Source organism: Quisquiliibacterium transsilvanicum, assembly GCF_014202215.1.
Classification (GTDB): domain Bacteria; phylum Pseudomonadota; class Gammaproteobacteria; order Burkholderiales; family Burkholderiaceae_E; genus Quisquiliibacterium; species Quisquiliibacterium transsilvanicum.
On record NZ_JACHGB010000003.1, the window covers coordinates 386996 to 409136 of the forward strand.

Genomic DNA, 22141 nt, shown 5'->3' on the forward strand with positions numbered 1-22141 from the left:
CTCGTGCCAACGTGGACGTGGGCGCCGATGCTGGCTGCCGCCTCATGGCGCCCAGCCCACCCGGAGACCGTAGTTGTCGCGAAGCCAGCGCGCGTAGTCTTCCATGCCCACCGTCCCGACCAGCGTCGGCGCGCCGTAGGCATCCCAGCGCGGCTCCTCGTATCTCTGAATGAAGCCACCGGTGTCCCGCCACTGCATTCCCGCAACTGGCGCCACCCGCTGGACCAGGCTCCTGGTGATGAGCCCCATCGCATTGCGCAGGCGGAACTCGCGATCTCCCCAACCGTCGGTGTTCGAGTCGTGTAGCAGCGGCGAGGTGACCCGCGCGAACTCGCTGGTCAGCGCCGTCATGCGCACGCCTGCGTTGCGGGCCTGCGCATGCATCCAGCCAAGCGCGACGTCGGAGAGGTCGCCTTCGGCGTAGCTGCCCCCGATGTCGCTGTGCGCTCCGATGAAACCGCGCTCGATGCGTGTGCCGCCGGCAGGCGCGCCCTCGATCGACTCCACGGGGAACAGCGTGCGGTGCTCGTTGAGCGCGACCGCATGGGCCGCGTATTCGACGCCCGCGGGCACCGACAGCCGCCAGGAAAGGTCCTGCGTGCCTCCCGATCCGAACTGCGCCACCGTATCCCACAGCCCCAGGAAGCGCAGCCGCACGCAGGTGCCGAGCCGCGCCCAAATCCCCGACGTGGCCCGGTCCGCCACCTCGTTGGCGAAGTCGCGCGCCATCGACGCGCCCCTCGAAAAGCCGATGACATCCACGTTCAGCCAGCGCGACGCGGACGCGGGGAGCGACGCCTCCCGGGTGAGTTCGGCCAGCATGTAGTCGACCCGGGCCCGCGCGCTCTGAGCATCGGCGAGGTCGCTCCTGCCGCCGAGGATGCCGCTGCCTGGATCCTGCCGGCCCACGCCCGCCATGTACCAGACGCGGCCGTCGGCGTAGGACCTGGACAGCTTGTAGACGTTGGACCAGTCGTCCTGCCCGGGGGGAGGATCGCTGTTGCCGGTGCCGTCGAAGGCGAAGAGCAGCAGCCCGCTGGGGTCGACGCGCGTGAGCGGATCGTTGCCCGCATACGCATAGGGATTCGGGCCGCCGCGAAGTCCGAGGGGGTCGGGGCTGAGGTAACGCCCGGTGTCGGGGTCGTACCAGCGGTGGTCGTTGTAGTGCAGGCCGGTGATTTCGTCCTCGTGCTGGCCGGGGAGCCGCAGTGCGAGCGTGAAGCCGGCCTGCGCCTGCAGCCCGACGAGGCGACCGAATGGCGCATGGCGCGCGCGCCACACGGGCGCCGCGGAGGCGTCGCTGGCCAGCACCGGCGCGCCGCGGTGGTCCAGGTGCAGGAAGACCGTCCGCTCGGCGCCCTCCGCGTGTTCGATCACGGCGAGGGGCCGATCCGCGAAGTGCAGGTACTGCCGCAGCAGCCGCCCCTCCTCGTCGAGTTCCGCAAGAGGCCGCCTGCGCTCGTCGAACAGAAAGTGGCGCCAGCGACCGCCCGAGCGGGCCGCGATGCGCTGGCCGCGATGATCGTAGCGATACTCCGCCAGGGCCCCGGCAGGCCCGGAGACCTCGGCCAGCAGCCCCATCGGCGTCCAGCGATAGCGGCGCAGGCCATCGTCGATGAGCCGCCCGGCGCGATCCCACCTCGGCGCCGCGCCGCTGGCGGAAGGGGCACCCGAAGGGGCGGCGCCAGCCCCCGCTGCTCCGGCTCCAGGTCCTGCTCCAGGTCCTGCTCCAGGTCCGGCTCCAGGTCCGACTCCGGCCTCTGCCTCTGCCTCTGCCTTGGCAAGCTGAGCCTCATCGCGGACCACGCTCCGGTTGAACGCGCCTCCCACAAGAGCGGCACCTGCAAAGACACCGGCCGGAAGGCGATTGCCATTGCGGTCGTAGGCATAACGCCAGGCCACCTCCGCCTCCTGCCCCCGTTCCAGCGCCTGCAGCAGCCGCCCCGCGGAATCGTGGACATGGAAGGCGCGCACGTCTTCGCGCACCCACTCGAGCAGGCTGCCGGAGGCATCGAAGAAGAGACGATGATCGACCAGGTCGCACTGCGCCGCGCCGGCCCGTCCGCTACCGTGGCAGATGCGCGCCGGGCGCCCGCCGGGTCCGGTGTCGATGCGCATGCGCGCACCGTTGCCATAGTCGGCGCCGAGCAGGCCGCGAGGCCCCCACGCGGCCGCCCTCACCAGCGGCATCCGATGCGCACCGTCGACCGTGACCCGCTCCAGCGCGCGCGCCCGGCCCTCTCGGTCGTAGACCTGCAGCACCCAGCTTCCGTCCGGCAGCGACCAGGCGCTGGGCCGCCGATCCTGGTACTGATAGCGATATCGGGTGTGGTACTCGGCGATGCGCCCGGACACCAGCTTCAGACGCACCGTGCGGCGCACCAGCCGGCCCTGCCCGTCGTAGGCATAGGATTCGTCCTGCCCGGGATGACTGACACCTGCGGTCCGCCCGTCACGATGACGGAAGCGCGCGACCACCGGCGCTTCGGTGCCGCGCCGCACTGTGTGCTCGAGAAGCCGCCCGCGGACGTCCCGCCGCAGGTTCGCAACGGTGCCGTCGGCCGCGTGCTCCTCCACGAGGCGGCCTGCGTCGTCGCGCACCCAGCGCGTCACTCCGGTGTCCGCCGAGAGCATCGCGACCGCGCGGCCAAAGTCGTCCAGCCACCAGCGCGTCTCGGCGCCGTTGGGCGCCCGTACCATCCAGCGGCCGAAGCCCTCGTGCCGTGCCGCCGCCGGCAACTGCATCGGGCCGCCAGCCTCCGCTGCCACGGATGTGCCGCCTGCGCGATCGGCAGGATGCGCACGCTGGATGGGAGCGGCCCCCGAGATGCGTACGCCGCCGTCCGGCCCGGCATCGACCACCGGCGCGAACCCCGACTCCAGCACCGAGCGCAGCGCACCTGCGGGCGAATACCTCAGGCTCAGCACGTGAGCCCTGCCCGGCACGACGCTCGACCGGCGCACCAGCAGCGGACGATCGACCGCCGAATCCTCGTCCCACTGCACCGACATCAGCTCAACGACGGCGCCCCCGGAACCGGCATCGGCGCCCCGCACCGCCACCAGGCGTCCGCGCGCATCGTGCAGCAGCTGCCAGCTCCGATCGCCGGCCTCGAGCCCCGTCAGCTGACCCTGGCGGTAGCGATAGGCAAGGCCGGTGGGCGGGCATTCGTCGCAACCGCTGCCCCTCGCCTCCACCACCACCCGGGTCTCGCCGTCCTCGAGCGTTCGCCACCGATAGGAGCCGAGCAGCCGGTCCTCGCGCGAGACCCGGGTTTCGCCGTCGCCGTCGCCGTCGCCGTCGCTGCCGCTGCCGCTGCCGCTGCCGACGTAATCGAACTGCAGCGCCTGCCGCTCCTGCGCCCCAGCGGCCCGCGACCAGACCACCCGGCCCTGCGCGTCGTACCGATACGCGCTGCTGCGCCCATCCGGCAGCGTCACCCCGACTAGCCGGGCGGCGCCCTGCGCTTCGTAGCGGTAGCGGACCTCGTCGCCGCCGGGATGGCGCACCGACTCCAGGCGCCCCCGTGCGTCATAGCCGTAGCGGACCTGCGAGCCATTCGGCAGCCGCAGCACGGCCAGGCGCTGCGCGGGAGCGGCTTGCTGCCCTCCCTGCGTTCCGGCACGCGACTCGAGGGCCCCGACGCCCGCCTCGCCCCGATCCCCATAGACGAAGCGCAAGGCATTTCCCGCCGAGTCCTGCACCGCGACCAGCCTGCCGCCCCCCTTCTCGTATTCCATTGACAGCCGGGCCGCCCCGCCGTCGGTCACCGCAAGCAGCCGTCCATCCGCCGCGAACTCCAGCCTGCGTCCGTCGCGCCAGCGCCAGATCCACGTGGCCGCCTGGGCCGTAGCCCCGGTCGCCGCGGTCGCCCGCGCCGCAGTGCCCGCCCTGTGCGGCAGCCGCTCGAGCACCCCGTCGTCGCGATGCAGCCCCTCGTGCCGAAGCGGGCCCGCGAGCGTGCGCCGACCCGCTCCGAAGCGCACCAGCCGCCCGTCCGCCTGCAGCACCTGCAGCTGCGCGCGTCCCCGGGCGTCCTGGCCGGCATGCAGGCGCGTCTCGAAACCGTGGCGCCAGCCCGGCCCCAGGGCGTCGGAGCCTGTGCCCATGCTCGAGTACATGCGCGAAAAGAGGAGCTCGGGCGGCGGCCCCGGCCGCAGCGCAGGCGCGCCCGCGCCCGCGCCGGCCGGCACGTGGACGTCCACGGCCCGGTCCAGCTTCGCGCCGGTGACAAGGTCCACCGGATTGCCGGCCACCCGGGGAAGGCCCGGCGCAGGGGCGCTCGCCTGCTCTGCGGGCATGCAGTCCACCGCCTGCTTGCCGGCGCCAACCAGCCCCGCGAGCGCGTCGCGCACCCCGGCAGCTGCACCGAGCAGGCCACCCACCAGTGAGGCGACCAGTCCCCCGCCATGCAGGCCCGCGCCCACCCCCGCGGCGCACATGAGCACGGCGTTCGCCGCGCTGCACTGCAGCGCCAGGACCAGCGCGAACAGCGCTGTCCGCAGCGGCCTCGCAAGGCCTGCCCCGGGCCAGCCGCGGCCGGCCTGATGTGCGTTCGATTTCGTCACCATCGCCCCCTCCCTGCGAAAGCAGGCTAAGGGGCGCGACCCGGGCGCACCATCCGGCAGGCGGACTACGCCTCGGCCGGAGGGTTTGCACCCGCCCTACCTCAGCACGAGGTTGTCGCGATGGATGAGTTCGGACTCCTCGACGAAGCCCAGGATGCCCTCGATCTCCGCGCTCGGCCGGCGCATGATGCGCCGCGCCTCGGAGCTGGAGTAGTTGATGAGGCCGCGCGCAATCTCCCTGCCCTCGGGATCCAGGCAGGCCACGACCTCGCCGCGCTCGAAGTCGCCGATGACGTCGATGACGCCGATCGGCAGCAGGCTCTTGCCCTCGCGCTGCACCGCCCGCACCGCGCCGGCGTCGACGCGCACCGAGCCGCGCAGCTGCAGGTGGTCGGCCATCCACTTCTTGCGCGCAGCCAGCCGCGGCGTCTGCGCGACGAACTGCGTGCCGATGTCCTCGCCCTCGGCCAGCCGCACCAGCACTCCCGGCTCGCGCCCGGAGGCGACGACCGTGTGCGCGCCGCCGGAGGCGGCCCGCCGCGCAGCGAGCACCTTGGTGATCATTCCGCCCTTGCCGATCGAGCTGCCGGCGCCCCCGGCCATCGACTCGAGCGCGGGATCGCCGGCCGCCACCTGTGACAGCAGCTTCGCCTGCGTATCGTGGCGCGGGTCGGCGGTGAACAGCCCCTGCTGGTCGGTGAGGATGACCAGGCAGTCCGCGTCGATCAGGTTGGTGACCAGCGCGCCGAGCGTGTCGTTGTCGCCGAACTTGATCTCGTCGGTGACCACCGTGTCGTTCTCGTTGATGATCGGCACCACGCCGAGCTGCAGCAGCGTCAGCAGCGTGGAACGCGCATTCAGGTAGCGCTTGCGGTCGGCGAGATCGTCATGCGTGAGCAGCACCTGCGCGGTGGCGAGCCCGTGCTCGCGGAAGCAGCTCTCGTAGACCTGCGCCAGCCCCATCTGCCCCACCGCTGCGGCGGCCTGCTGTTCGTGCATCTCCTTCGGGCGCTTCGCCCAGCCGAGGCGCTTCATTCCCTCGGCAATGGCCCCCGAGGACACCATCACGACGTCCTTGCCCATCCCGCGCAGCAGCGCGATCTGCTCGCCCCACTGCGAGATGGCCGCGGCGTCCAGCCCCCGCCCCTCGTCGGTGACCAGGCTGGAGCCCACCTTGACGACGATCCGGCGCGCCGCGCGCACCGCGGCCTCTGCCCGGCCCGACGCGCGCGACGACGGGCTGACGATGGCGTCCTCAGCCATTGCCTGTCTCCGCATCGGGCGCATCGGGCGCATCGAAGCGCGCATCGCGCTCCACGTGCACCGGCGGCCGGATCGACTCGAGATAGTCGTTGACCGCCAGCATCAGCCCCTGGCAGCCCTCGTGCGTGAGGCCCGAGACGGCGAACACGCGGTCGACCTTCACCGCATTGCGCCCGCGGCCCTTCTTCAGCTTTGCGACGAAGTCGTCGATGCGCGCCTTGCGCTCTTCGGCCGGGATCATGTCGATCTTGTTCAGCACCAGCCAGCGCGGCTTCTCTGCCAGGTCCGGACTGTACTTGCGCAACTCGTTGACGATGGCGCGCGCGTCGCGCACCGGATCGGCTTCGGGGTCGAAGGGCGAGAGGTCCACCAGGTGCAGCAGCAGCCGGGTGCGCTGCAGGTGCCTCAGGAACTGGTGACCCAGGCCCGCGCCTTCCGCCGCACCCTCGATGAGCCCGGGAATGTCGGCGACCACGAAGCTCTTCTCCGGCCCCACGCGCACCACGCCCAGGTTGGGGTGCAGCGTGGTGAACGGATAGTCGGCCACCTTGGGACGCGCGTTGCTGACCGCAGTGATCAGCGTGGACTTGCCGGCATTGGGCAGACCCAGCAGGCCGACGTCGGCGAGCACCTTGAGCTCGAGGCGCAGGTGCCGGCTCTCGCCCGGCATGCCGGGGGTGAACTGCTTCGGCGCCCGGTTGGTGCTCGACTTGAAGTGGATGTTGCCCAGGCCGCCCCCGCCCCCCCTGGCCAGCACCACCGTCTGGCCGTGCTCGGTGAGGTCGAACAGCAGTTCGCCGGTCTCGTCGTCCCAGACCTGGGTGCCCACCGGCATCCGCAGCCGGATGTCGTCGGCGGCCGCACCGTACTGGTCGGAACCGCGGCCGCGCTCGCCGTTGCGCGCCTGGTGCTTGCGCGCAAAGCGGAAGTCGACCAGCGTGTTGATGTTGCGATCGGCCACCGCGATGACACTGCCGCCGCGGCCGCCGTCACCGCCGTCGGGACCGCCCTTCGGGATGAACTTCTCCCGGCGGAAGGACGAGACGCCCGTGCCGCCGTCGCCGGCCATGACCTCGATGCGTGCTTCGTCGATGAACTTCATGATCTTCCAATGAAAAAGCCCCGCACGGCGGGGCTTTGCAACCGGCCCGTCCCGCCGCCGGATGCCGCGCGAGCGGACACCGGCGCACGAACGGGTCGGTGGCGAACCGAGCCGCGAACGGAATTACTGCAGCGGAACGATTTCCACGGTGTGACGGCGCAGCGCGCCCTTCACAGCGAACTTCACCTGGCCGTCGACCAGCGCGTAGAGCGTGTGGTCCTTGCCGCGGCCCACGTTGACGCCCTCATGGAACTTGGTGCCGCGCTGGCGAACGATGATCGAACCCGCTGAGACGGTTTCGCCACCGTAGGCCTTGACGCCCAGCATCTTCGGCTGGGAATCGCGACCGTTGCGCGTAGAGCCGCCGCCTTTCTTCTGTGCCATGGTGATCTACTCCTTAAGCGCGCTTGCCGGCGACGAGCTCGTCGGTAAGCTTCTTGAACGCATCCCAGTCGCCAGCGGCGGCCAGCCGGGCCTGCTCGGGCCAGGTGCCCGGATCGGCCAGGCCGAAACGCGAGCCAGCGGCGTGCAGCACTTCCTTCAGGCGTTCCACCGGCGTCTGCGCCAGCTGCGCGAAGGTGACGATGCCGGCCTTGGCGAAGACCTGACGGATCTTCGGACCGATGCCTTCGATCTTCTCGAGGTCGTCGGCGGCAACGGTGCTCTCGCCCAGCGCCGACGCGATCTTGCCGATGAAGAGCTCGGTGTAGTTCTGGCGGTGGCCCTGCTGCTTGCGATAGTGCTTGCGGCGGCGCATCTTGAAGATGCGGATTTTGTCGTGCCGACCCTGGGAAACCACCGTTGCCGAAACCGTCGCACCTGCCACGAGCGGCGTGCCGATCGCGAGCTGATCGCCCGCGCCAACCGCCAGAACCTGGTCGATCACGATTTCAGCCCCGATGTCCGCCGGCATCTGTTCTACTTTGATCTTGTCGCCGGCAGCAACTTTGTACTGCTTGCCGCCGGTTTTTATGACCGCGTACATGGGAACCTCTGATTGATGAAAAAACCGGACGAGAACGCCCCGCAAGGAAAATAGCGGAGGCGGAAAACCCGATATGGTACGACGGCTTCGCTGCCTTCGCAACACTCAGGATAATCCTGCCGAACGCCCGCCGTCGCCTCGTGCCGCCCCGAACGTATAATCCGGCGCTGCGGTCCCAGCCGGGGCCGCCCTGAACCGTCACCCAGCGACCGCCGTGGTCGCGCCGCCGACAAGCGCCTTGAAGCCCGCCGAAATGTTCCCGGTGCTCGCAGCCGACCTCGCCGAGGTCGACCGCGTGATCCGCTCGCGCCTGAGCTCCGAGGTGGCGCTGGTCAGCACCGTCGCCGACTACATCATCGCGGCGGGCGGCAAGCGGATGCGCCCCGTGCTGCTGCTGCTGGTGGCCCGCGCGCTGGGCTACGACGGGCGCACGCATCACCAGCTCGCGGCGGTGGTCGAGTTCATCCACACCGCAACGCTCCTGCATGACGACGTCGTCGACGAGTCCGACCTGAGGCGCGGGCGCCAGACCGCCAACGCCGTCTTCGGCAACGCCGCCTCGGTGCTGGTGGGCGACTTCCTCTACTCGCGCTCCTTCCAGATGATGGTGGAGGCCGACGACATGCGCGTGATGCAGGTGCTGGCCAACGCCACCAACGTCATCGCCGAGGGCGAGGTGCTGCAGCTGATGAACTGCAACGACCCCGACGTGGACGAAGAGCGCTACCTGCAGGTCATCCGCTACAAGACCGCCAAGCTGTTCGAGGCCGCGGCCCAGGTGGGCGCCATCCTGTGCAAGGCGCCCGCCGCAGTCGAAGAAGCCGCCGCCGAGTACGGCCGCCGGCTGGGCACCGCCTTCCAGCTGATCGACGACGTGCTCGACTACTCCGGCATTACCAACGACATCGGCAAGAACGTGGGCGACGATCTGCGCGAGGGCAAACCCACGCTGCCGCTGCTGCACGCCATGGCCCAGGGCACCGCCGCCGAGCGCGCAATGATCCGCGAGGCGATCGCACAGGGCCACACCGAGCGCTTCGACGAAATCATGGCCGCGATCCACCGCACCGGCGCGCTGGAATACACGCGCGAGCGCGCTCGGACCGAGGCCAAGGCCGCGGCCGACGCGGTCGCTGGCCTGGCCCCTTCCGCTTACCGCGAGGCTCTGCTATACTTTTCGACTTACTCGATCGAGCGTGACCGCTAGGTAGCGCTACGGACCCGGGCGTTTCCCGACGCTGGCCCGGTTCCCGACAGATCGAAGCCGTCTTCAGTGTTCACCGGGTCACCGGGCGCAACGCAGGATTCGGGGTGTAGCTTAGCCTGGTAGAGCGCTACGTTCGGGACGTAGAGGCCGGAGGTTCGAATCCTCTCACCCCGACCAATCAAATCAAGCACTGGTGAACATGCCCGCAGGATGGCATGACGGCCAGTGTTCGCCACCGCACAGAACGACGAGTCATGCCGGCGTAAATTGAACGCGTCGACTTGCGCATGCGTTCGGAGGTCGACTTGTCCTCGCATCCTTCAACGCAGCCTGGGAGATTCGCATCATGAACAACATCGTCTGGCTGGTCGGGGCCGTGGTCATCGTCCTCTTCATCCTCGGGTTCCTCGGCCTGCGCTGAGCGGCTCACGGGCGGGCCAGCGCGTCAAGCGGAGGATGGCGGCCGATCGGGGCGCGTGCCGCGCGACATCCGCTTGCCCTACAGTATTCGGTCGCCGTGCCGATGGTTGCCGTTGTGGTTGCCGCCAGGGGCACCTTGGCTCACTCCGCCGTGCAGCTTGCACCGGCTCTTTGCCAGCGCCGGGCGAAGGCAAGACGCACCGCACCAGGAGGTGCGGCTAGACCGGCCTAACTGGCCGCGCCTGCGGCAGCACGCCGCCAGGCCTCCTCCAGACGCCTCCGACTCACCGCGCGGACCCGCTTCAGGCAGATCACCCGGGCCATCTCGACCACACCCGCTTCCAGCACCACGCCGCTTCCCTGCAACTCTGCGGCGAGGCCCGCAAGCTCTTCGATTGCGATGTCCTCCACTGCACGGACGGCATCGGCACGGCGTTCTGGCAATCGGCCAGATTGAGCTTGGCCGCCACGGTCGCCTCGACCCTGATATCGAGCTTTGCTGCCTGCTCGGCACTTGCGTCGGTGCTGCCGGATTGCGCGTCGTCCATGTCCCCTCCGGGGGCAATGCAGTGCATCGCCCTTTCCTTCAATTCCCAATGTCGGCTGTGCGGCATGCCCCTGATTCCGCAGCCACTACGAATGAGCTCGATACTGTCATAGCCCACGCCGCCGCCCTACCCAGAATTCCGCGTTTCTGGGCGTGGGCCGAATCAGTTACCCCTGTTCCGAGGTTCACGAGTTCGCTGCTGGAGTGCGAAGCGGCGCTTGAGGATTCCAGTCAAGGTCGACGGGAATCTCTCCGGCGCTGAGGCCACCAACGCCCTCCACCAAGACTCCCGGCAAGCCGTCCCCCAAGCCGCTGCATCGACCCCGATCCCACGCTCGAACGCAAGCTCAGGCCGGCGCGTGCCAGGCGCACAGTGCCGACCGGACCGTGTCCGGCGCTCGCGGCCGCGGGCGTCCCGGTGTAGCTTCGGCGGATCAGAATGCCGCGTTCCCAGCAAGGTCCGCCCCATGATCGACTGCTCCAGAATCCAATGAATACCCTCGACGAGATGATCGCGCTGCATGCCCGGGCGCGCCCGCAGGCGCCCGCCGTCATCTCCGCCCGCACGTCCCTGACGTATGCCGCCCTGGACGCTCTGGTCGGCCGCGCAGCGTCGATGCTGGCCCGGGCGGGCGTGACCGCCCGCGGCAGGATCGCCCTGAGCTTCGACGACGAAGTCCTCGAGCTGGTGCTGACGCTGGCGATCGCATCATTGGGCGGACGGCTGGTTTCGCTGGCACGCGGCGCGCCGCTGCCGGTTCGCAGCGAAACCTGCAGGGCTGCCGGCGTGAGCGTGCTGCTCTGCGACAACCCGAAGCATCGGGTTGCCGGCGTGCCCACCGGCGTCGTGAGCCTCGAACAGCTCGGACTGCAGCCGGAAAATGGAGCCGCCGTGCTGGGCCGCGGGGAGGTCGCCGCCGATTTCATCCATGTAAGCAGTTCCGGCTCGACCGGCGCGCCCAAGCGATTCCACCTGAGCCAGGAACTCCTCCTGCGCAGACTGTGGCAACGGGTGTCGTTCTTCGGACTGGGCCCGAGCGACAGGTTCCTCAGGGTCTCCTCGTTCTCCTACATCGGTTCGAAAGTGCGGCACCTGAGCGCGCTGCTCGCCGGCGCCGCCATCGTGTTCCCGGAAGACCCCTTGCATGGCGTATGGGAGACCTGTGTCGATCACCAGGTGACCTTCCTGTCGGCTGTAGTGGTGCAGGTGGAAGCGCTGCTCAGGCAGCAGCGCCAGTCGGAGACCCTGCCCCCGCTGAACCTGAGGGTGCTCGAGATCTCGGCTTCGAGCGTCAGCGACGACCTGCGCCGTCGGGCGCGGCAGGCGCTCAGCCCGAACGTCTACGTCACCTACAGCACGAACGAATCGGGGGCGATCGCGATCGCCACCCCGGACGAGGTGCGCGACCGGCCGGGCACGGTGGGCAGGCCACTGGACGGCGTCGAGGTCCGTGTCGTCGATCGCGACACCGGCGCCCCGCTGACGGGCAGGCCGGGGCTGATCTGCGTGAAGTCGGGCCACGCCATCGACGCCTACTGGAACGATGCCGTGAATACCGCCAGGTACTTCAGGAACGGATACTTCCTGCCCGGCGACCTCGGTGTGCTGGGGGAGTCCGGAGAACTGACCTGGCTCGGCCGCGCGGACGACATGATGATCATGCACGGCATCAACATCCACCCTTCGGCGATCACCGAGTGCCTGCTGCTCCACCCGTCGGTCACCGACGCTGCCGCCTTCCCGGTCCGGCACAGCGTGCACGGTGACATTCCGGTCTGCGCGGTGTCGGTGCGCGAGAGCCCACCCGCCTCTGAAGCGACGCTGCTGAAGTACGCTGGCGCGCGACTCGGTGCTGCGGGCCCGCGCCGGATCGTCATCCTGGACGCCATCCCGCGCAACGAACTTGGCAAGGTGGACCGGATGCGGCTCATCGACATGGTGAAGACGAGGGTGGAGCGTTGAGCGGCCGCTACTTCTGCAGGCGGTCAGCGCCAGTATCGGATGCGCACGCCTGACTGCGCACCGCGAGAATCGCATCGACATCCGGGCGGCACGCCAGCGCGAGCATCCGCGCCTCCAGTCCGCTTGTCTCCAGCTGGAGCGGGGCTCCGCCCGCGTCGAGCGTGACGACGGCCGAGGTCACGAAGCAACGCCGGCCCGCCGCGCGCAGCTCCGCGAACCGTGCTCTCGCCCTCGCAATCGCATCCGCCCCGTCGAAGTACTCGACCGGAATCCGTCCGTCGCCATCGACGAAGGCCTTCAGGAAACCCCCGATGTGGGCCTTCGATATCTCCCCGCCACCGAACAGGGGTGCGATGTTCACTTCGTTGACGATCGCGCCGTTGCGATGCCAGGGCACCGCGATGTCTGGCGTGATGATGTCGATTCCGGCAACGTCCAGGCCGAACAGCGCGGCCCCGCGCAGCGCGATCGCCAGGTTGTCGGGATGGACACGATCGCTGACTGCCTCGTCGACCCCGCCCCAGCGGCTTGATTCGATCCGGCGCAAGGGCACCAGCGTGCCGTCGGCCGGAATCGAGGTCGGCGCGAACCCCTCTCGTGCCATCGCCGCGAGCGCGAGATCGTCGATCGGCCGGATTTCGGTGCGTTGCCAGGGCGGCAGCGACCGCTGGCGGGCAAGCTCCGCGTCGACGAGCTCGGCGACGTTGCTGCGGCCATCGCCCCTGACCGACATCGGCAGCCGCTTCACCGCGTACAGCAGCCGCCCGCCGGCGACGAACAGGCGATGACAGACACCGGGCACCTGGCGCTCCACGATCGCGCGCCGGTTCCGGGCGAGCGCTCTGGCCTCGTCGAATGCAGCCAGCAGCGAGGCCTCGTCGGCGACGTCGACCGTCACGCCCTCGCCGCGGTCCCGGTCCGATGGCTTCACGACGAGCGGATAACCCAGTTCGCGCGCCGCGCGCAGGGCCCCCTCGCGTTCCTGCACGGCCGCGTGCACCGGGGCGGGCAAGCCCGCCATGCGCAGCAGGCCCGCCGCGACCATCTTGTCCTGGGAAAGCCGCGCGCCGATCGCCGAGTCCCGGTCGGTGATGCTCCGGTCCATCCGGCGAGCCCTGCTGCCCCATCCGAGCTGGTAGACCCCGGCCCCGAGGTGGATGTACGGAATGCCCAGCTCATGCGCCACGCGCAGGACCGGGATGGTGGAAGCGCCGGCGGGGACGAGGCGGCGCAGCTGCGCCACGACGCCCGATGAGATTGCCTGCAGCAGGGACTCGCGCGCTTCCGCGCCGAGCGGGCCGGCGCAGGCCTGGTTGCAGAACTGGAGGGCAGACTGGAGTGCGATGCGCTGGCACTCCAACGGCACGTTCTCCACCACCGGGAAAGCCAGTGCTGCAGCACAGGCGCGCGGCCGCTCGCCGGAGCACTCCAGGGAGACCACGCGAGGTGGGTCGAACACCGGCAGACGCCCCAGTTCCAGGAACAGCCGTGCGACTCGCGCGACCCGATCGGCGAATGCCGCCGCGAGCCCGGTCTCGTCCAGCGCACGCGCGTCCGCGTCGCCTGGGCCCGGCTCGATCGACAGCACCTCGGAGATCGACCGGGACAGCCGCTCGATGCCCTCGGCCCTGGGGACCGCGAAGCGCGGCCGAAGCAAGGCGAAGCGCTGCAGCATACCTTGGGGGCCGTCCGGCCGCGCGACGTCGAGGCCGACCGGCCGCGCGGCGTCGACGGCGACCGACTGCCGCGCCCCTTCGTCGTCCGCGTTCCGCATGCGAGGCGCCAGCGCCGAGCGGATCTTGACGATCAGCGCGTCGCGGACCAGCTTGCCCGTCTCCGTGCGCGGGATCGCGTCGACCACGACGATCTGGCGCGGGCGCTGCGGCCCGAGCCGCTCGGCCGCGAAACGCGCCAGGTCCTCGCGGGGCGCCTCGCGGCCCGCCTGGAACGCGATCACGCAGGCCGGCAAGGCCTGCCCCTCGGCAACCCGGTACGGCACACAGACGACGTCCGCGACGCCGGGGTAGCCGGACATCGCGTTCTCGACTTCGGCCGGATGGATGTTGATGCCGTTGTAGACGATCATGTCGTCGGCGCGCCCGCAGTAAATCAGCTGCCCGTCCGGCGTCAGGCGACCCAGGTCGTGGGTCGTGAACCAGCCATCGCGGAACGCCGCGGCGTTCGCTTCTCGATCGTCGATGTAGGCCTCGACCATTCCGGGGCTGCGCATCCATATCTGGCCGACCTCGCCGGCCGCGACCGGCGCGCCGTCCGGGCCCGTCAGGCGGAGGTCGACGCCCTCGCAAGGGCGGCCCACCGTCCCCGGCGTGGACGCGATGTCCGCCGGACGGGCGATCGTGATCGGACCGCAATCGTTGGCACCCAGCCGGATGAACAGGTTCTGCGTGAGCTGCCGCATCGCCCGGCGCCTGAGCGTCTCGGTGACCGTCGCCGAACCGATGCGGAGCACGCGCAGGAAACCGAGGACGTCGCGAGCGGAGTCGGGGAGCCCGCGCAGCATGTGCTGGGCGTGGAACACGGAGGCGTGGAGAACCGAGACGCGGGCCGACCGCAGTTCGTCCACGGTCCTGTTCGACAAGGGCTCGAGGACCACGAACGCCGCCCCCAGCCAGATCGCCTCGAACAGGCGCTGGTTGCACATCGCAAAGTCCAGCGGCGACAGGCAGGCCACGCGGTCGTGCTCGGTCATGCCGATCATCCCGGCGAAGATCGACGCGCGGGCAATCAGCGCCTCGTGGCCCACCGGGATCAGCTTCTTCCTGCCGGTCGATCCGGAACCCACGATGATCTGGCAGGGCGCAGGGGGCGCGGGGTCCTCGAGCGCGCGATCGACCGGATCGCCCGGTTCACGCAGCCCCCAGGCGCAGTCGACCAGCCCACCGCGAAACCCCGGCAAGCGGTTGGCCTGTCGGTCCACGAGAATGAAATCCAGGGCGAGCCTGCGGGCGAGGTCTTCACGGTAGACCACCGGGTCGCCGGGCGGCAGGCTGACGCAGGAAGCCCCCAGCCGGCACACCGCCAGCATCGCGAGCGCGTAGCCGAGCTGGTCGACGCAGGTCAGGCCGACGCGCATACCCGGCCTGACGCCGGCGGCGTGGATCCCGGCGGCAGCGGTCCAGACCGCCGCGTCGACCTGAGCGTAGGTGTAGTCCCCGCCCCTGTGCGCGAGGGCCACTGCGGCAGGAAAGTGGCGCGCGTGCTCCGCCAGCCTGGTGGTGAAGTTTCTCGTCATGGATGGAAAGCGCCCCGAAGCCGCGCCGAGGCACGCCCGCAGAGACGCGCGGCCCGGAAATGCGCGACAGTGCCGGGCGATTCTATGGCGTTTCGATCCATCCCGAGGATTGCCGGGGGTCGCGGCCCGCGTTCAGCCCTCCTCCTCCGGCGAGCTGGCGTCGCGCTTCTTCGCCCCGAACGGATAGGCACTGCCCGTCTCGCCCGGCCGCGCCGGGATGCGCAGCGACAGCAGCATGGTCACCGCCAGCGTGGTCACTGTGAAGCCCAGCGACCAGACGATCGGGATCTTGTAGATGTCGACCAGCAGCATCTTGGTGCCGATGAACACCAGCACCACGGCCAGCCCGTAGGGCAGCAGGTGGAAGCGCTCGTGCATCCCGGCCAGCAGGAAGTACATCGCGCGCAGGCCCAGGATGGCGAACACGTTGGAGGTGAGCACGATGAAGGAATCGGTGGTGATCGCGAAGATCGCCGGGATCGAGTCGACCGCGAACACCACGTCGACGATGCCGATCAGCAGGATCACCACCAGCAGCGGCGTGGCCATTCGCACGCCGTTCACGGTCGTGAAGAAGCGCTCACCGTCGTAGCCCGGGGCGATCTTCACGCGGCGCTTGACCCACTGCAGCGCGGGGTTCGCGTCGAGGTCGGGCTCCTGGCCCGCGGCCCACCACATCTTCACGCCGGTGAAGACCAGGAAGACGCCGAACAGGTACATCACCCAGTGGAAGCTGGCGATCAGCCAGGCGCCGACCAGGATCATCACCGCGCGCAGGATCAGCGCGCCGATGATGCCGATCATCAGCACCCGCCGCTGGAACTCCGCGGGCACCGCGAAGTAGGTGAACAGCATCAGGAACACGAAGATGTTGTCGACCGCCAGCGCCTTCTCCACCAGGTAGCCGGTGACGAACTCGAGCGCCTTGGCGTCGGCCAGTTCGCGCGCCGCGGCGTCACCCGAGGCGCCGCCCAGGTACCACCAGAGCCAGCCGACGAACACGAAGGAGACCGCCACCCAGACCAGCGACCACATGCCCGCTTCGCGCAGCGACACGGCCTGGGCGCCGCGGCGGTTGAGAGCGACGAAATCGACGACGAGGGCGACCAGGACGAAGGCCGCGAAAAACGACCACAGCAGGGGCGTGCCGATGGAGAGCATCGGGGAAGACCTTTCTCACCAGCCTGGCAAGGGCAGGACGACGGGGTTTGTCGAAGGTCCTCGCCGGTCTGGCCGACCGGATCGCGCATGGCTGCGCGCCGGTTCACGACACCGGGCATGCGATCGAGTGCCAGACCGACCGCTGCCGTAATGACGATGTCGCGGCGCGGAAATCCTGAAGATCCGCGCCGGCTACTCCCCGATGGAGGCGAAGCGGATTTGAGCAGCAGTCTTGACGCCGGTCAACAAAACCCTGTGAATGGCAAGGACAATTGCGGTCCACAGGGCCCTCGCGGCGCCCTTACCAGAGACGTGCATACCGGAGCTGCCCATGCCGAATCAGAACCACTTCGCAGGCACCGTCAACGACGACTGGCTCGCGCAGCACCGCGAGGACGCGCTCGAGCCCGGCCTGCCGATCGTCGATCCGCACCATCACCTGTGGGTCACGAAAAGCGGCAGCTACCTGTTCGCGGACTTACTCGCCGACCTGGACTGCGGACACGACGTGCGCGCCACGGTCTACGCTGAGTGCGGCTCGATGTACCGGGCCGACGGCCCCGAGGAATGGCGCTCGCTGGGCGAAACCGAGTTCGTCACAGGCGTGGCGGCGATGAGCGCAAGCGGGCTGTTCGGCCGCACGCGGGCCTGCGCCGCGATGTTCGGCAACGTCGACATGCGGCTCGGCGAGCGTGCGCGGCCGATCCTGGAAGCGCACATCGCCGCCAGCGGCCACCGCTTCCGCGGCGTCCGCTTCTCCACCGCCTGGGACGCGGACGAGCGGGTGCACCGTGTGGTGCCCGAGCAGGCGCTGCTCGCCGACCCGCGGGTGCGCCGCGGCCTGGCCTGCCTCGCGCCGCTGGGCCTGTCGCTGGACGCCTGGGTCTACCACCCGCAGCTTCCCCAGCTGGCGGCGGTCGCCGACGCCTTTCCCGAGCTGACGATCATCCTCAACCACATCGGCGCGCCGATCCTGGGCGGCCCCTACGCCGGCCGCCGCGACGAGGTGCTGGCGAGCTGGCGGGCGGGGCTGTCGGAACTCGCCAGGCGGCCCAACGTGTTTCTGAAGGTCGGCGCGATCCCGATCCGCCTGCCCGGCGCCGCCCGCAGCGAGGCCTCGGGGCCGCCCTCGTCCGAGACGGTGGCGGGCGCCTGGCAGCCCTTCGTCGAGACCTGCGTCGAGCTGTTCGGCGCGCAGCGCTGCATGTTCGAAAGCAACTTCCCGGTGCAGAAGCGCTGGTGCAGCTACGGGGTGGTGTGGAACGCCTTCAAGCGGGTTGCGGCCGGCGCCTCCGCCGACGAGAAGCGCGCGCTGTTCGCGGGCGCCGCGATCCGGGCCTACCGGCTGCCGGCAGCGCTGATCGGCGGCTGACGAGACTGAGGCGGCTGGCGCGGCGGCTCCGTTATGATCCGCCCGCCCCGACCACGCCGCCCACGCGATGCCCCTGATCGTCTTCTCCCACGCCAACAGCTTCCCTGCGGCCACCTACGCGATGCTGTTCCGCTCGCTGCGGGCGCGCGGCTTCACGGTCAAGGCCATCGACAAGTTCGGCCACGACCCGGCCTACCCGGTGACCAGCAACTGGCCCTTCCTGGTGCAGCAGCTGGCTGACTTCGCCGCCCCGGAGATCGAGGCGCATGGCGGCCCCGCCTATCTGGTCGGACACTCGCTGGGCGGCTTCCTCAGTCTGATGTGCGCAGCGCGCCACCCCCGGCTTGGCGGCAAGGGGGCGCAGGGCGTGCTGCTGCTGGACTCGCCGATCCTCGGCGGCTGGAAGGCGCAAACGCTGGCGCTGATGAAGCGGGCCCAGGTCGTTGGCTCGGTCTCGCCGGGCCGCGTCAGCCGCAAGCGGCGCAACCAGTGGCCGGACGCCGAGGCGGTGCTGGAGCACTTCCGCCACAAGCGGCCCTTCATGCGCTGGCACCCGCAGATGCTGCTGGACTACGTCGCTCACTGCACCCGCGACGAGCCCGCTCCGGACGGCGGCACCCGGCGCATGCTGGACTTCGACCGCGACGTCGAGACCGCGATCTACAACACCCTGCCGCACAACCTCGACCGGCTGCTGCGCCGGCACCCGCTGCAGTGCCCGGTGGGCTTCATCGGCGGCACCCGCTCGGTGGAAATGAAGCAGGTGGGCATGACGATGACCCGCCAGGTGGTCGGCCGCACCCACCCGGAGCGGATGCGCATGGTCGAGGGCTCGCACTTGTTCCCGATGGAGCGGCCACAGGAGACTGCGGCTGCGATCGAGGAGATGCTGCAGGGGCTCCGGAATGCCGGGGGCCAGGCCCCGGCACCGGTGAGGAAGACCGCCGCCTGACCAGGCGGCGGCACGCGCCGGGGTCATGCGCCAGCGGCCCGCGGCCGCTGCGCCCGACGCCGACCCTCAACCAAACAAGAGCTCCCCCAGCCGCGCCCGGTGATGCGCGCCGTCGCCATAGACGCCGTGCAGGAACAGCGCCCGGCGCAGGAAAATCTGCGCGTCGCAGTCCCAGGTGAAGCCGAAACCGCCGTGGAACTGCACCGCGCGGTCGCCCGCCCAGGCGAAGGTCTCGCCGGACTCCAGCTTGGCCATTCTCAGCGCCACCTCGGCATCCTCACCCGCGGCCAGCAGCGTGGCCGCGTGGTACAGGTGCGAGCGCGAGCGCTCCAGGCCGATCAGGATCTCCGCGCAGGTGTGCTTGAGCGACTGGTAGCTGCCGATCTTGCGGCCGAAGGCGGTGCGCGTGTTCAGGTAGTCGACCATCAGGTCCAGCGCGCCCGCGATGCCGCCTGCGGCCTCGGCCGAGGCCAGCAGCAGTGCGGCGTCGCTCAGCGCGCGCAGCGCCGCCTGCGCGTGCGCGCCCGCGATCAGCCTTTCCTGCGGCACGCGCATGCCGTCGAGCGTCAGCGTGTACGCGCGCCGGGTCTCGTCGATCGCGGCGTCGCGCCGCAGCGCGCCCACGGGAAGTTCGCCGCGCTCGAGGACCACCAGCGCCGGCGCGCCGTCGAGCGACACGGTCGCCATCAGCAGCTCGGCGACGTCCGCGTCGCAGACCAGCGTCTTGGTGCCGGCCAGCGCCAGCGCGCCGCCCTCGCGCACCGCGCTGGCCTGGGCATGCGCCAGCGTCCAGTCGCCCTCGGGCTCCAGTACCGCGGTCGTGGCGATCGCGCCTGCGGCCACGCGGGCCAGCCAGTCCGCCTGCTGCGCCTCGCTGCCGCCGGCCAGCGCCGCGTGCACGAAGATCTGCGTGCTGCCGAACGGGGTGGCGAACAGCCTGCGCCCCATCGGCTCGGCGATGGTGGCCGCTTCGGCAAGCGACAGCCCGCTGCCGCCGAAGCGCTCGGGCACCGCGATGCCAGACCAGCCCAGGGCGACCATCTCGTCCCATATGGCGCGCTCGAAGCCGTGCTCGGAGGTCATCTGCGCGCGCACCGATGTGATCGGCGCCTTGTCGCGGCAGAACGCGGTGGCCGCGTCCAGCAGCATCGCCTGCTCGTCGGTGAAGACGATTCGATTGGAGAGTCCGTGCATGGCGTCAGTCCTTCGGAAGGCCGAGCACGCGCTCGCCGATGATGTTGGCCTGGATCTGGCTGGTGCCGCCGCCGATGGTCGACGAGAAGGCGTTCAGGTAGGAGCGCTGCCAGAGGCCGCCGTCCACCGCCTGGGAGTCGCCGACGAAGCGCGCGGCATTGGCGCCCTGCAGCGACAGCGAGAACTGGAAGAGCCTGCGCCGATGCTCGGTGATGCGCAGCTTGTTCGACAGCGCGATGGCATCGGGACGCTCGCTGCACAGCGCGGGGATCTCCGAGCGCGCGCCGCAGAGCAGGTCGCCCTGCTCCTCGACCGCGAAGCGCACCAGGCTGTCGCGCACGAAGGGATCCTCGAGCGCGGGGCGCCCGTTGCGGCGCGATCTTCGCGCAAGCTCCACCACGTCGTCGAGCCCCACCGCCATCTTCGCCAGGCCGCCGGCCTGGCCGCCGGAGGCGCCGCGCTCGAAGGTCAGCGTCATCATCGCGATCTTCCAGCCCTCGCCCTCGCGGCCCATCAAGGTGTCGGCGGGAACGTGCGCATCGGTGAAGAAGGTCTGCGTGAAGCCGTATTCACCGGTGAGCTTGCGGATCGGCTGGGTCTCGATGCCGGGCGTGCGCATCGGGATCAGGAAATAGGACAGGCCGGCGTAACGCTTCTCCTTGGGATTGGTGCGCGCCAGCAGGATCATGTACTTCGCGTAGCTGCCCAGGCTGGTCCAGATCTTCGAGCCGTTGATCACATACTCGTCACCCTTGCGCTCGGCGCGCGTCTGGCTGTTCGCCAGGTCGGAGCCCTGGTCGGGCTCCGAGAAGCCCTGGCACCAGATGTCGTCGGCGCTGAGGATGCCCGGGATGAAACGCTTCTTCTGCTCCTCGGTGCCGATCGCCAGGATCAGCGGCCCCGCCCAGTTCAGGCCGATGGTGTTCGGCACGAAGGGCACCTGCTCGCTGGCCATCTCCTCGTCGGCGATGTCCTGGTAGACCTGCGGCCGGCCGCCGCCGCCGTACTGCTTCGGCCAGGCCATGCCGAGATAGCCGGCCTCGTAGACCTTGCGCTGCCAGTCGCGCAGGTACTCGAACTGCTGGTCGGTGCCCACCTCCATGAAGGTCTCGGGCAGCAGGAAATCGGGCTGGGGAGGCCGGTTGGCGCGCAGCCAGTTCCGGACCTCGAGGCGGAATTGTTCGAGTTCGCTCATCGTGTGCCCCTGTTCATTCCTTGCCGACCCAGGCCGGCTTGCGCTTCTCGCGGAAGGCCGCCATGCCCTCGGCCGCCTCGGCCGACAGGAACATGCGCTTGCTCCACTCGGCCATCTCGACAAAGCCCTCCTGCGTGGAGAGCTGCGGCACCCGGCGCACCAGCTTCTTGCACTCGGCCACCGCGATCGGGCCGCCCAGGCGGATCATGTCGATCTCCTCCTGCACCGCGGCGCGCAGCGCATCCTTCTGCACGGCCCGGTGCGCCAGCCCCATCGTCACCGCCTGCGCGCCCTTGAAGCGCTCGCCGGTCAGGAACAGCTTCATCGCGTGGTGGGTGCCGAGCTTGGGCACGCAGACCACCGCGATCACCGCGGGGATCACGCCGATGCGCACTTCGGAGAAGCTGCAGTCGACGTCCTCGGCGATGACCACGATGTCGGAGGCGCCGACCAGGCCCAGGCCGCCTGCGAAGGCCGCGCCGTTGACCGCGGCGATCACCGGCTTGGGGCTGTCCAGCATCAGGTCCAGCACCTCGGGCAGGCTGGCGCTGGCCTTGCCGTCGACCGCACTTCCCGGCGGGCTCTTGAGGTCGGCGCCAGCGCAGAACGCCGGACCGTTGCCGGTCAGCACGATGCAGCGTGCCGCCGGGTCCTGCAGCGCGGCCTGCAGGTGCGCGAACAGCTCGTTGACCAGCACCGCCGACAGGGCGTTGCGGTTCTCGGGGCGGTTGAGCGTGATCCACGCCGCGCCGTCGCGGACTTCGTAGAGGGTGGCTTCGGTGTTCGACATCGTTGTTCCTCGGGGCAGGTCGGTTCGCGCAAGCGCGGGCGCCGCGGCGGCGCACCGCGCCATTCTGGCCGCAAGCGTTCCGATCGGCACCTGCGCGCGTTCCACTGGTGGGCAGGGCGCAGCCAATATACGCAAGACTGCGGGCGCCCCACCTGCCTAGGATGCCCG

The 22141-nt window shown here is 70.1% G+C and carries 15 protein-coding genes, 1 tRNA gene and 1 pseudogene; 6 read left to right on the forward strand and 11 right to left on the reverse strand.

Annotated elements, in window-relative coordinates; genetic code table 11:
- Positions 1 to 42 precede the first annotated feature (42 nt).
- The 5 genes and pseudogenes from HNQ70_RS08340 to rplU form a co-directional block, all read right to left on the reverse strand.
- The gene (locus tag HNQ70_RS08340; RefSeq protein ID WP_183966241.1) at positions 43 to 4572 is read right to left on the reverse strand and encodes an RHS repeat-associated core domain-containing protein; all 4530 of its coding nucleotides are present in this window, start codon (positions 4570 to 4572) and stop codon (positions 43 to 45) included.
- 93 nt (positions 4573 to 4665) lie between these two features.
- Complete coding sequence (gene proB, locus HNQ70_RS08345) at positions 4666 to 5832, reverse strand: glutamate 5-kinase (RefSeq protein ID WP_183966243.1); 1167 nt, start codon at positions 5830 to 5832, stop codon at positions 4666 to 4668.
- Positions 5825 to 6934, reverse strand: a complete 1110-nt coding sequence (gene obgE, locus HNQ70_RS08350; protein ID WP_183966245.1) for a GTPase ObgE — start codon at positions 6932 to 6934, stop codon at positions 5825 to 5827. Before obgE ends, proB begins: the two co-directional genes overlap by 8 nt.
- Before the next feature lie 123 nt (positions 6935 to 7057).
- Entirely contained in the window at positions 7058 to 7318 is a 261-nt protein-coding gene (rpmA, locus tag HNQ70_RS08355; protein ID WP_183966247.1) for a 50S ribosomal protein L27, read from the reverse strand.
- A 292-nt stretch (positions 7319 to 7610) separates the two neighbouring features.
- Positions 7611 to 7919 (reverse strand): annotated as a pseudogene (gene rplU / locus HNQ70_RS08360) (50S ribosomal protein L21); the annotation flags it as partial.
- 253 nt (positions 7920 to 8172) lie between these two features.
- On the opposite strand from rplU, the gene ispB reads away from it, so the two are divergent.
- Together ispB and HNQ70_RS08370 are read left to right on the forward strand one after the other, a co-directional pair.
- Entirely contained in the window at positions 8173 to 9126 is a 954-nt protein-coding gene (gene ispB, locus HNQ70_RS08365; protein WP_183966747.1) for an octaprenyl diphosphate synthase, read from the forward strand.
- A 100-nt stretch (positions 9127 to 9226) separates the two neighbouring features.
- Positions 9227 to 9303: transfer RNA gene (locus HNQ70_RS08370), tRNA-Pro, on the forward strand.
- A gap of 554 nt (positions 9304 to 9857) precedes the next feature.
- Here the strand turns inward: HNQ70_RS08370 and HNQ70_RS08375 are convergent.
- Entirely contained in the window at positions 9858 to 10094 is a 237-nt protein-coding gene (locus HNQ70_RS08375) for a hypothetical protein (protein ID WP_183966249.1), read from the reverse strand.
- A 489-nt stretch (positions 10095 to 10583) separates the two neighbouring features.
- On the opposite strand from HNQ70_RS08375, the gene HNQ70_RS08380 reads away from it, so the two are divergent.
- Positions 10584 to 12056 (forward strand): class I adenylate-forming enzyme family protein, encoded by a 1473-nt coding sequence (locus tag HNQ70_RS08380; protein ID WP_183966251.1) that lies wholly within the window; start codon positions 10584 to 10586, stop codon positions 12054 to 12056.
- Positions 12057 to 12063: 7 nt separating this feature from the next.
- Here the strand turns inward: HNQ70_RS08380 and HNQ70_RS08385 are convergent, their stop codons facing one another.
- Positions 12064 to 15309: an AMP-binding protein gene (locus HNQ70_RS08385; RefSeq protein WP_183966254.1), complete on the reverse strand. Its 3246-nt coding sequence runs from the start codon at positions 15307 to 15309 to the stop codon at positions 12064 to 12066.
- 132 nt (positions 15310 to 15441) lie between these two features.
- Positions 15442 to 16470, reverse strand: coding sequence for a TerC family protein (locus tag HNQ70_RS08390; protein ID WP_183966255.1), 1029 nt, complete (start codon positions 16468 to 16470; stop codon positions 15442 to 15444).
- A 47-nt stretch (positions 16471 to 16517) separates the two neighbouring features.
- Between HNQ70_RS08390 and HNQ70_RS20400 the strand changes: the two genes are divergently transcribed.
- From HNQ70_RS20400 to HNQ70_RS08400, 3 genes are all read left to right on the forward strand, one after another.
- The gene (locus HNQ70_RS20400; protein ID WP_281381554.1) at positions 16518 to 16649 is read left to right on the forward strand and encodes a hypothetical protein; all 132 of its coding nucleotides are present in this window, start codon (positions 16518 to 16520) and stop codon (positions 16647 to 16649) included.
- A 152-nt stretch (positions 16650 to 16801) separates the two neighbouring features.
- Positions 16802 to 17842 (forward strand): amidohydrolase family protein, encoded by a 1041-nt coding sequence (locus tag HNQ70_RS08395; protein WP_183966257.1) that lies wholly within the window; start codon positions 16802 to 16804, stop codon positions 17840 to 17842.
- Between the two features lie 67 nt (positions 17843 to 17909).
- Positions 17910 to 18794: an alpha/beta fold hydrolase gene (locus HNQ70_RS08400; protein ID WP_183966259.1), complete on the forward strand. Its 885-nt coding sequence runs from the start codon at positions 17910 to 17912 to the stop codon at positions 18792 to 18794.
- A 66-nt stretch (positions 18795 to 18860) separates the two neighbouring features.
- Here HNQ70_RS08400 and HNQ70_RS08405 read toward each other — a convergent pair whose 3' ends face one another.
- From HNQ70_RS08405 to HNQ70_RS08415, 3 genes are read right to left on the reverse strand one after another with little or no spacing between them, the layout of a single operon-like run.
- A complete protein-coding gene (locus tag HNQ70_RS08405; protein ID WP_183966261.1) occupies positions 18861 to 19988 on the reverse strand; it encodes an acyl-CoA dehydrogenase family protein in 1128 nt (375 codons plus the stop codon).
- Between the two features lie 4 nt (positions 19989 to 19992).
- Positions 19993 to 21183, reverse strand: coding sequence for an acyl-CoA dehydrogenase family protein (locus HNQ70_RS08410; protein ID WP_183966263.1), 1191 nt, complete (start codon positions 21181 to 21183; stop codon positions 19993 to 19995).
- A gap of 13 nt (positions 21184 to 21196) precedes the next feature.
- Positions 21197 to 21973 carry an enoyl-CoA hydratase/isomerase family protein gene (locus HNQ70_RS08415; RefSeq protein ID WP_183966265.1) on the reverse strand — a complete coding sequence of 259 codons (777 nt, stop codon included), beginning with the start codon at positions 21971 to 21973 and terminating at the stop codon, positions 21197 to 21199.
- Between the last annotated feature and the right edge of the window lie 168 nt (positions 21974 to 22141).

Coding starts and splice junctions, on each gene's coding strand:
- HNQ70_RS08340 (WP_183966241.1), bottom strand. CDS start 4,572: ATGGTGACGAAATCGAACGCACATCAGGCCGGCCGCGGCTGGCCCGGG.
- proB (WP_183966243.1), bottom strand. CDS start 5,832: ATGGCTGAGGACGCCATCGTCAGCCCGTCGTCGCGCGCGTCGGGCCGG.
- obgE (WP_183966245.1), bottom strand. CDS start 6,934: ATGAAGTTCATCGACGAAGCACGCATCGAGGTCATGGCCGGCGACGGC.
- rpmA (WP_183966247.1), bottom strand. CDS start 7,318: ATGGCACAGAAGAAAGGCGGCGGCTCTACGCGCAACGGTCGCGATTCC.
- ispB (WP_183966747.1), top strand. CDS start 8,173: ATGTTCCCGGTGCTCGCAGCCGACCTCGCCGAGGTCGACCGCGTGATC.
- HNQ70_RS08375 (WP_183966249.1), bottom strand. CDS start 10,094: ATGGACGACGCGCAATCCGGCAGCACCGACGCAAGTGCCGAGCAGGCA.
- HNQ70_RS08380 (WP_183966251.1), top strand. CDS start 10,584: ATGAATACCCTCGACGAGATGATCGCGCTGCATGCCCGGGCGCGCCCG.
- HNQ70_RS08385 (WP_183966254.1), bottom strand. CDS start 15,309: ATGACGAGAAACTTCACCACCAGGCTGGCGGAGCACGCGCGCCACTTT.
- HNQ70_RS08390 (WP_183966255.1), bottom strand. CDS start 16,470: ATGCTCTCCATCGGCACGCCCCTGCTGTGGTCGTTTTTCGCGGCCTTC.
- HNQ70_RS08395 (WP_183966257.1), top strand. CDS start 16,802: ATGCCGAATCAGAACCACTTCGCAGGCACCGTCAACGACGACTGGCTC.
- HNQ70_RS08400 (WP_183966259.1), top strand. CDS start 17,910: ATGCCCCTGATCGTCTTCTCCCACGCCAACAGCTTCCCTGCGGCCACC.
- HNQ70_RS08405 (WP_183966261.1), bottom strand. CDS start 19,988: ATGCACGGACTCTCCAATCGAATCGTCTTCACCGACGAGCAGGCGATG.
- HNQ70_RS08410 (WP_183966263.1), bottom strand. CDS start 21,183: ATGAGCGAACTCGAACAATTCCGCCTCGAGGTCCGGAACTGGCTGCGC.
- HNQ70_RS08415 (WP_183966265.1), bottom strand. CDS start 21,973: ATGTCGAACACCGAAGCCACCCTCTACGAAGTCCGCGACGGCGCGGCG.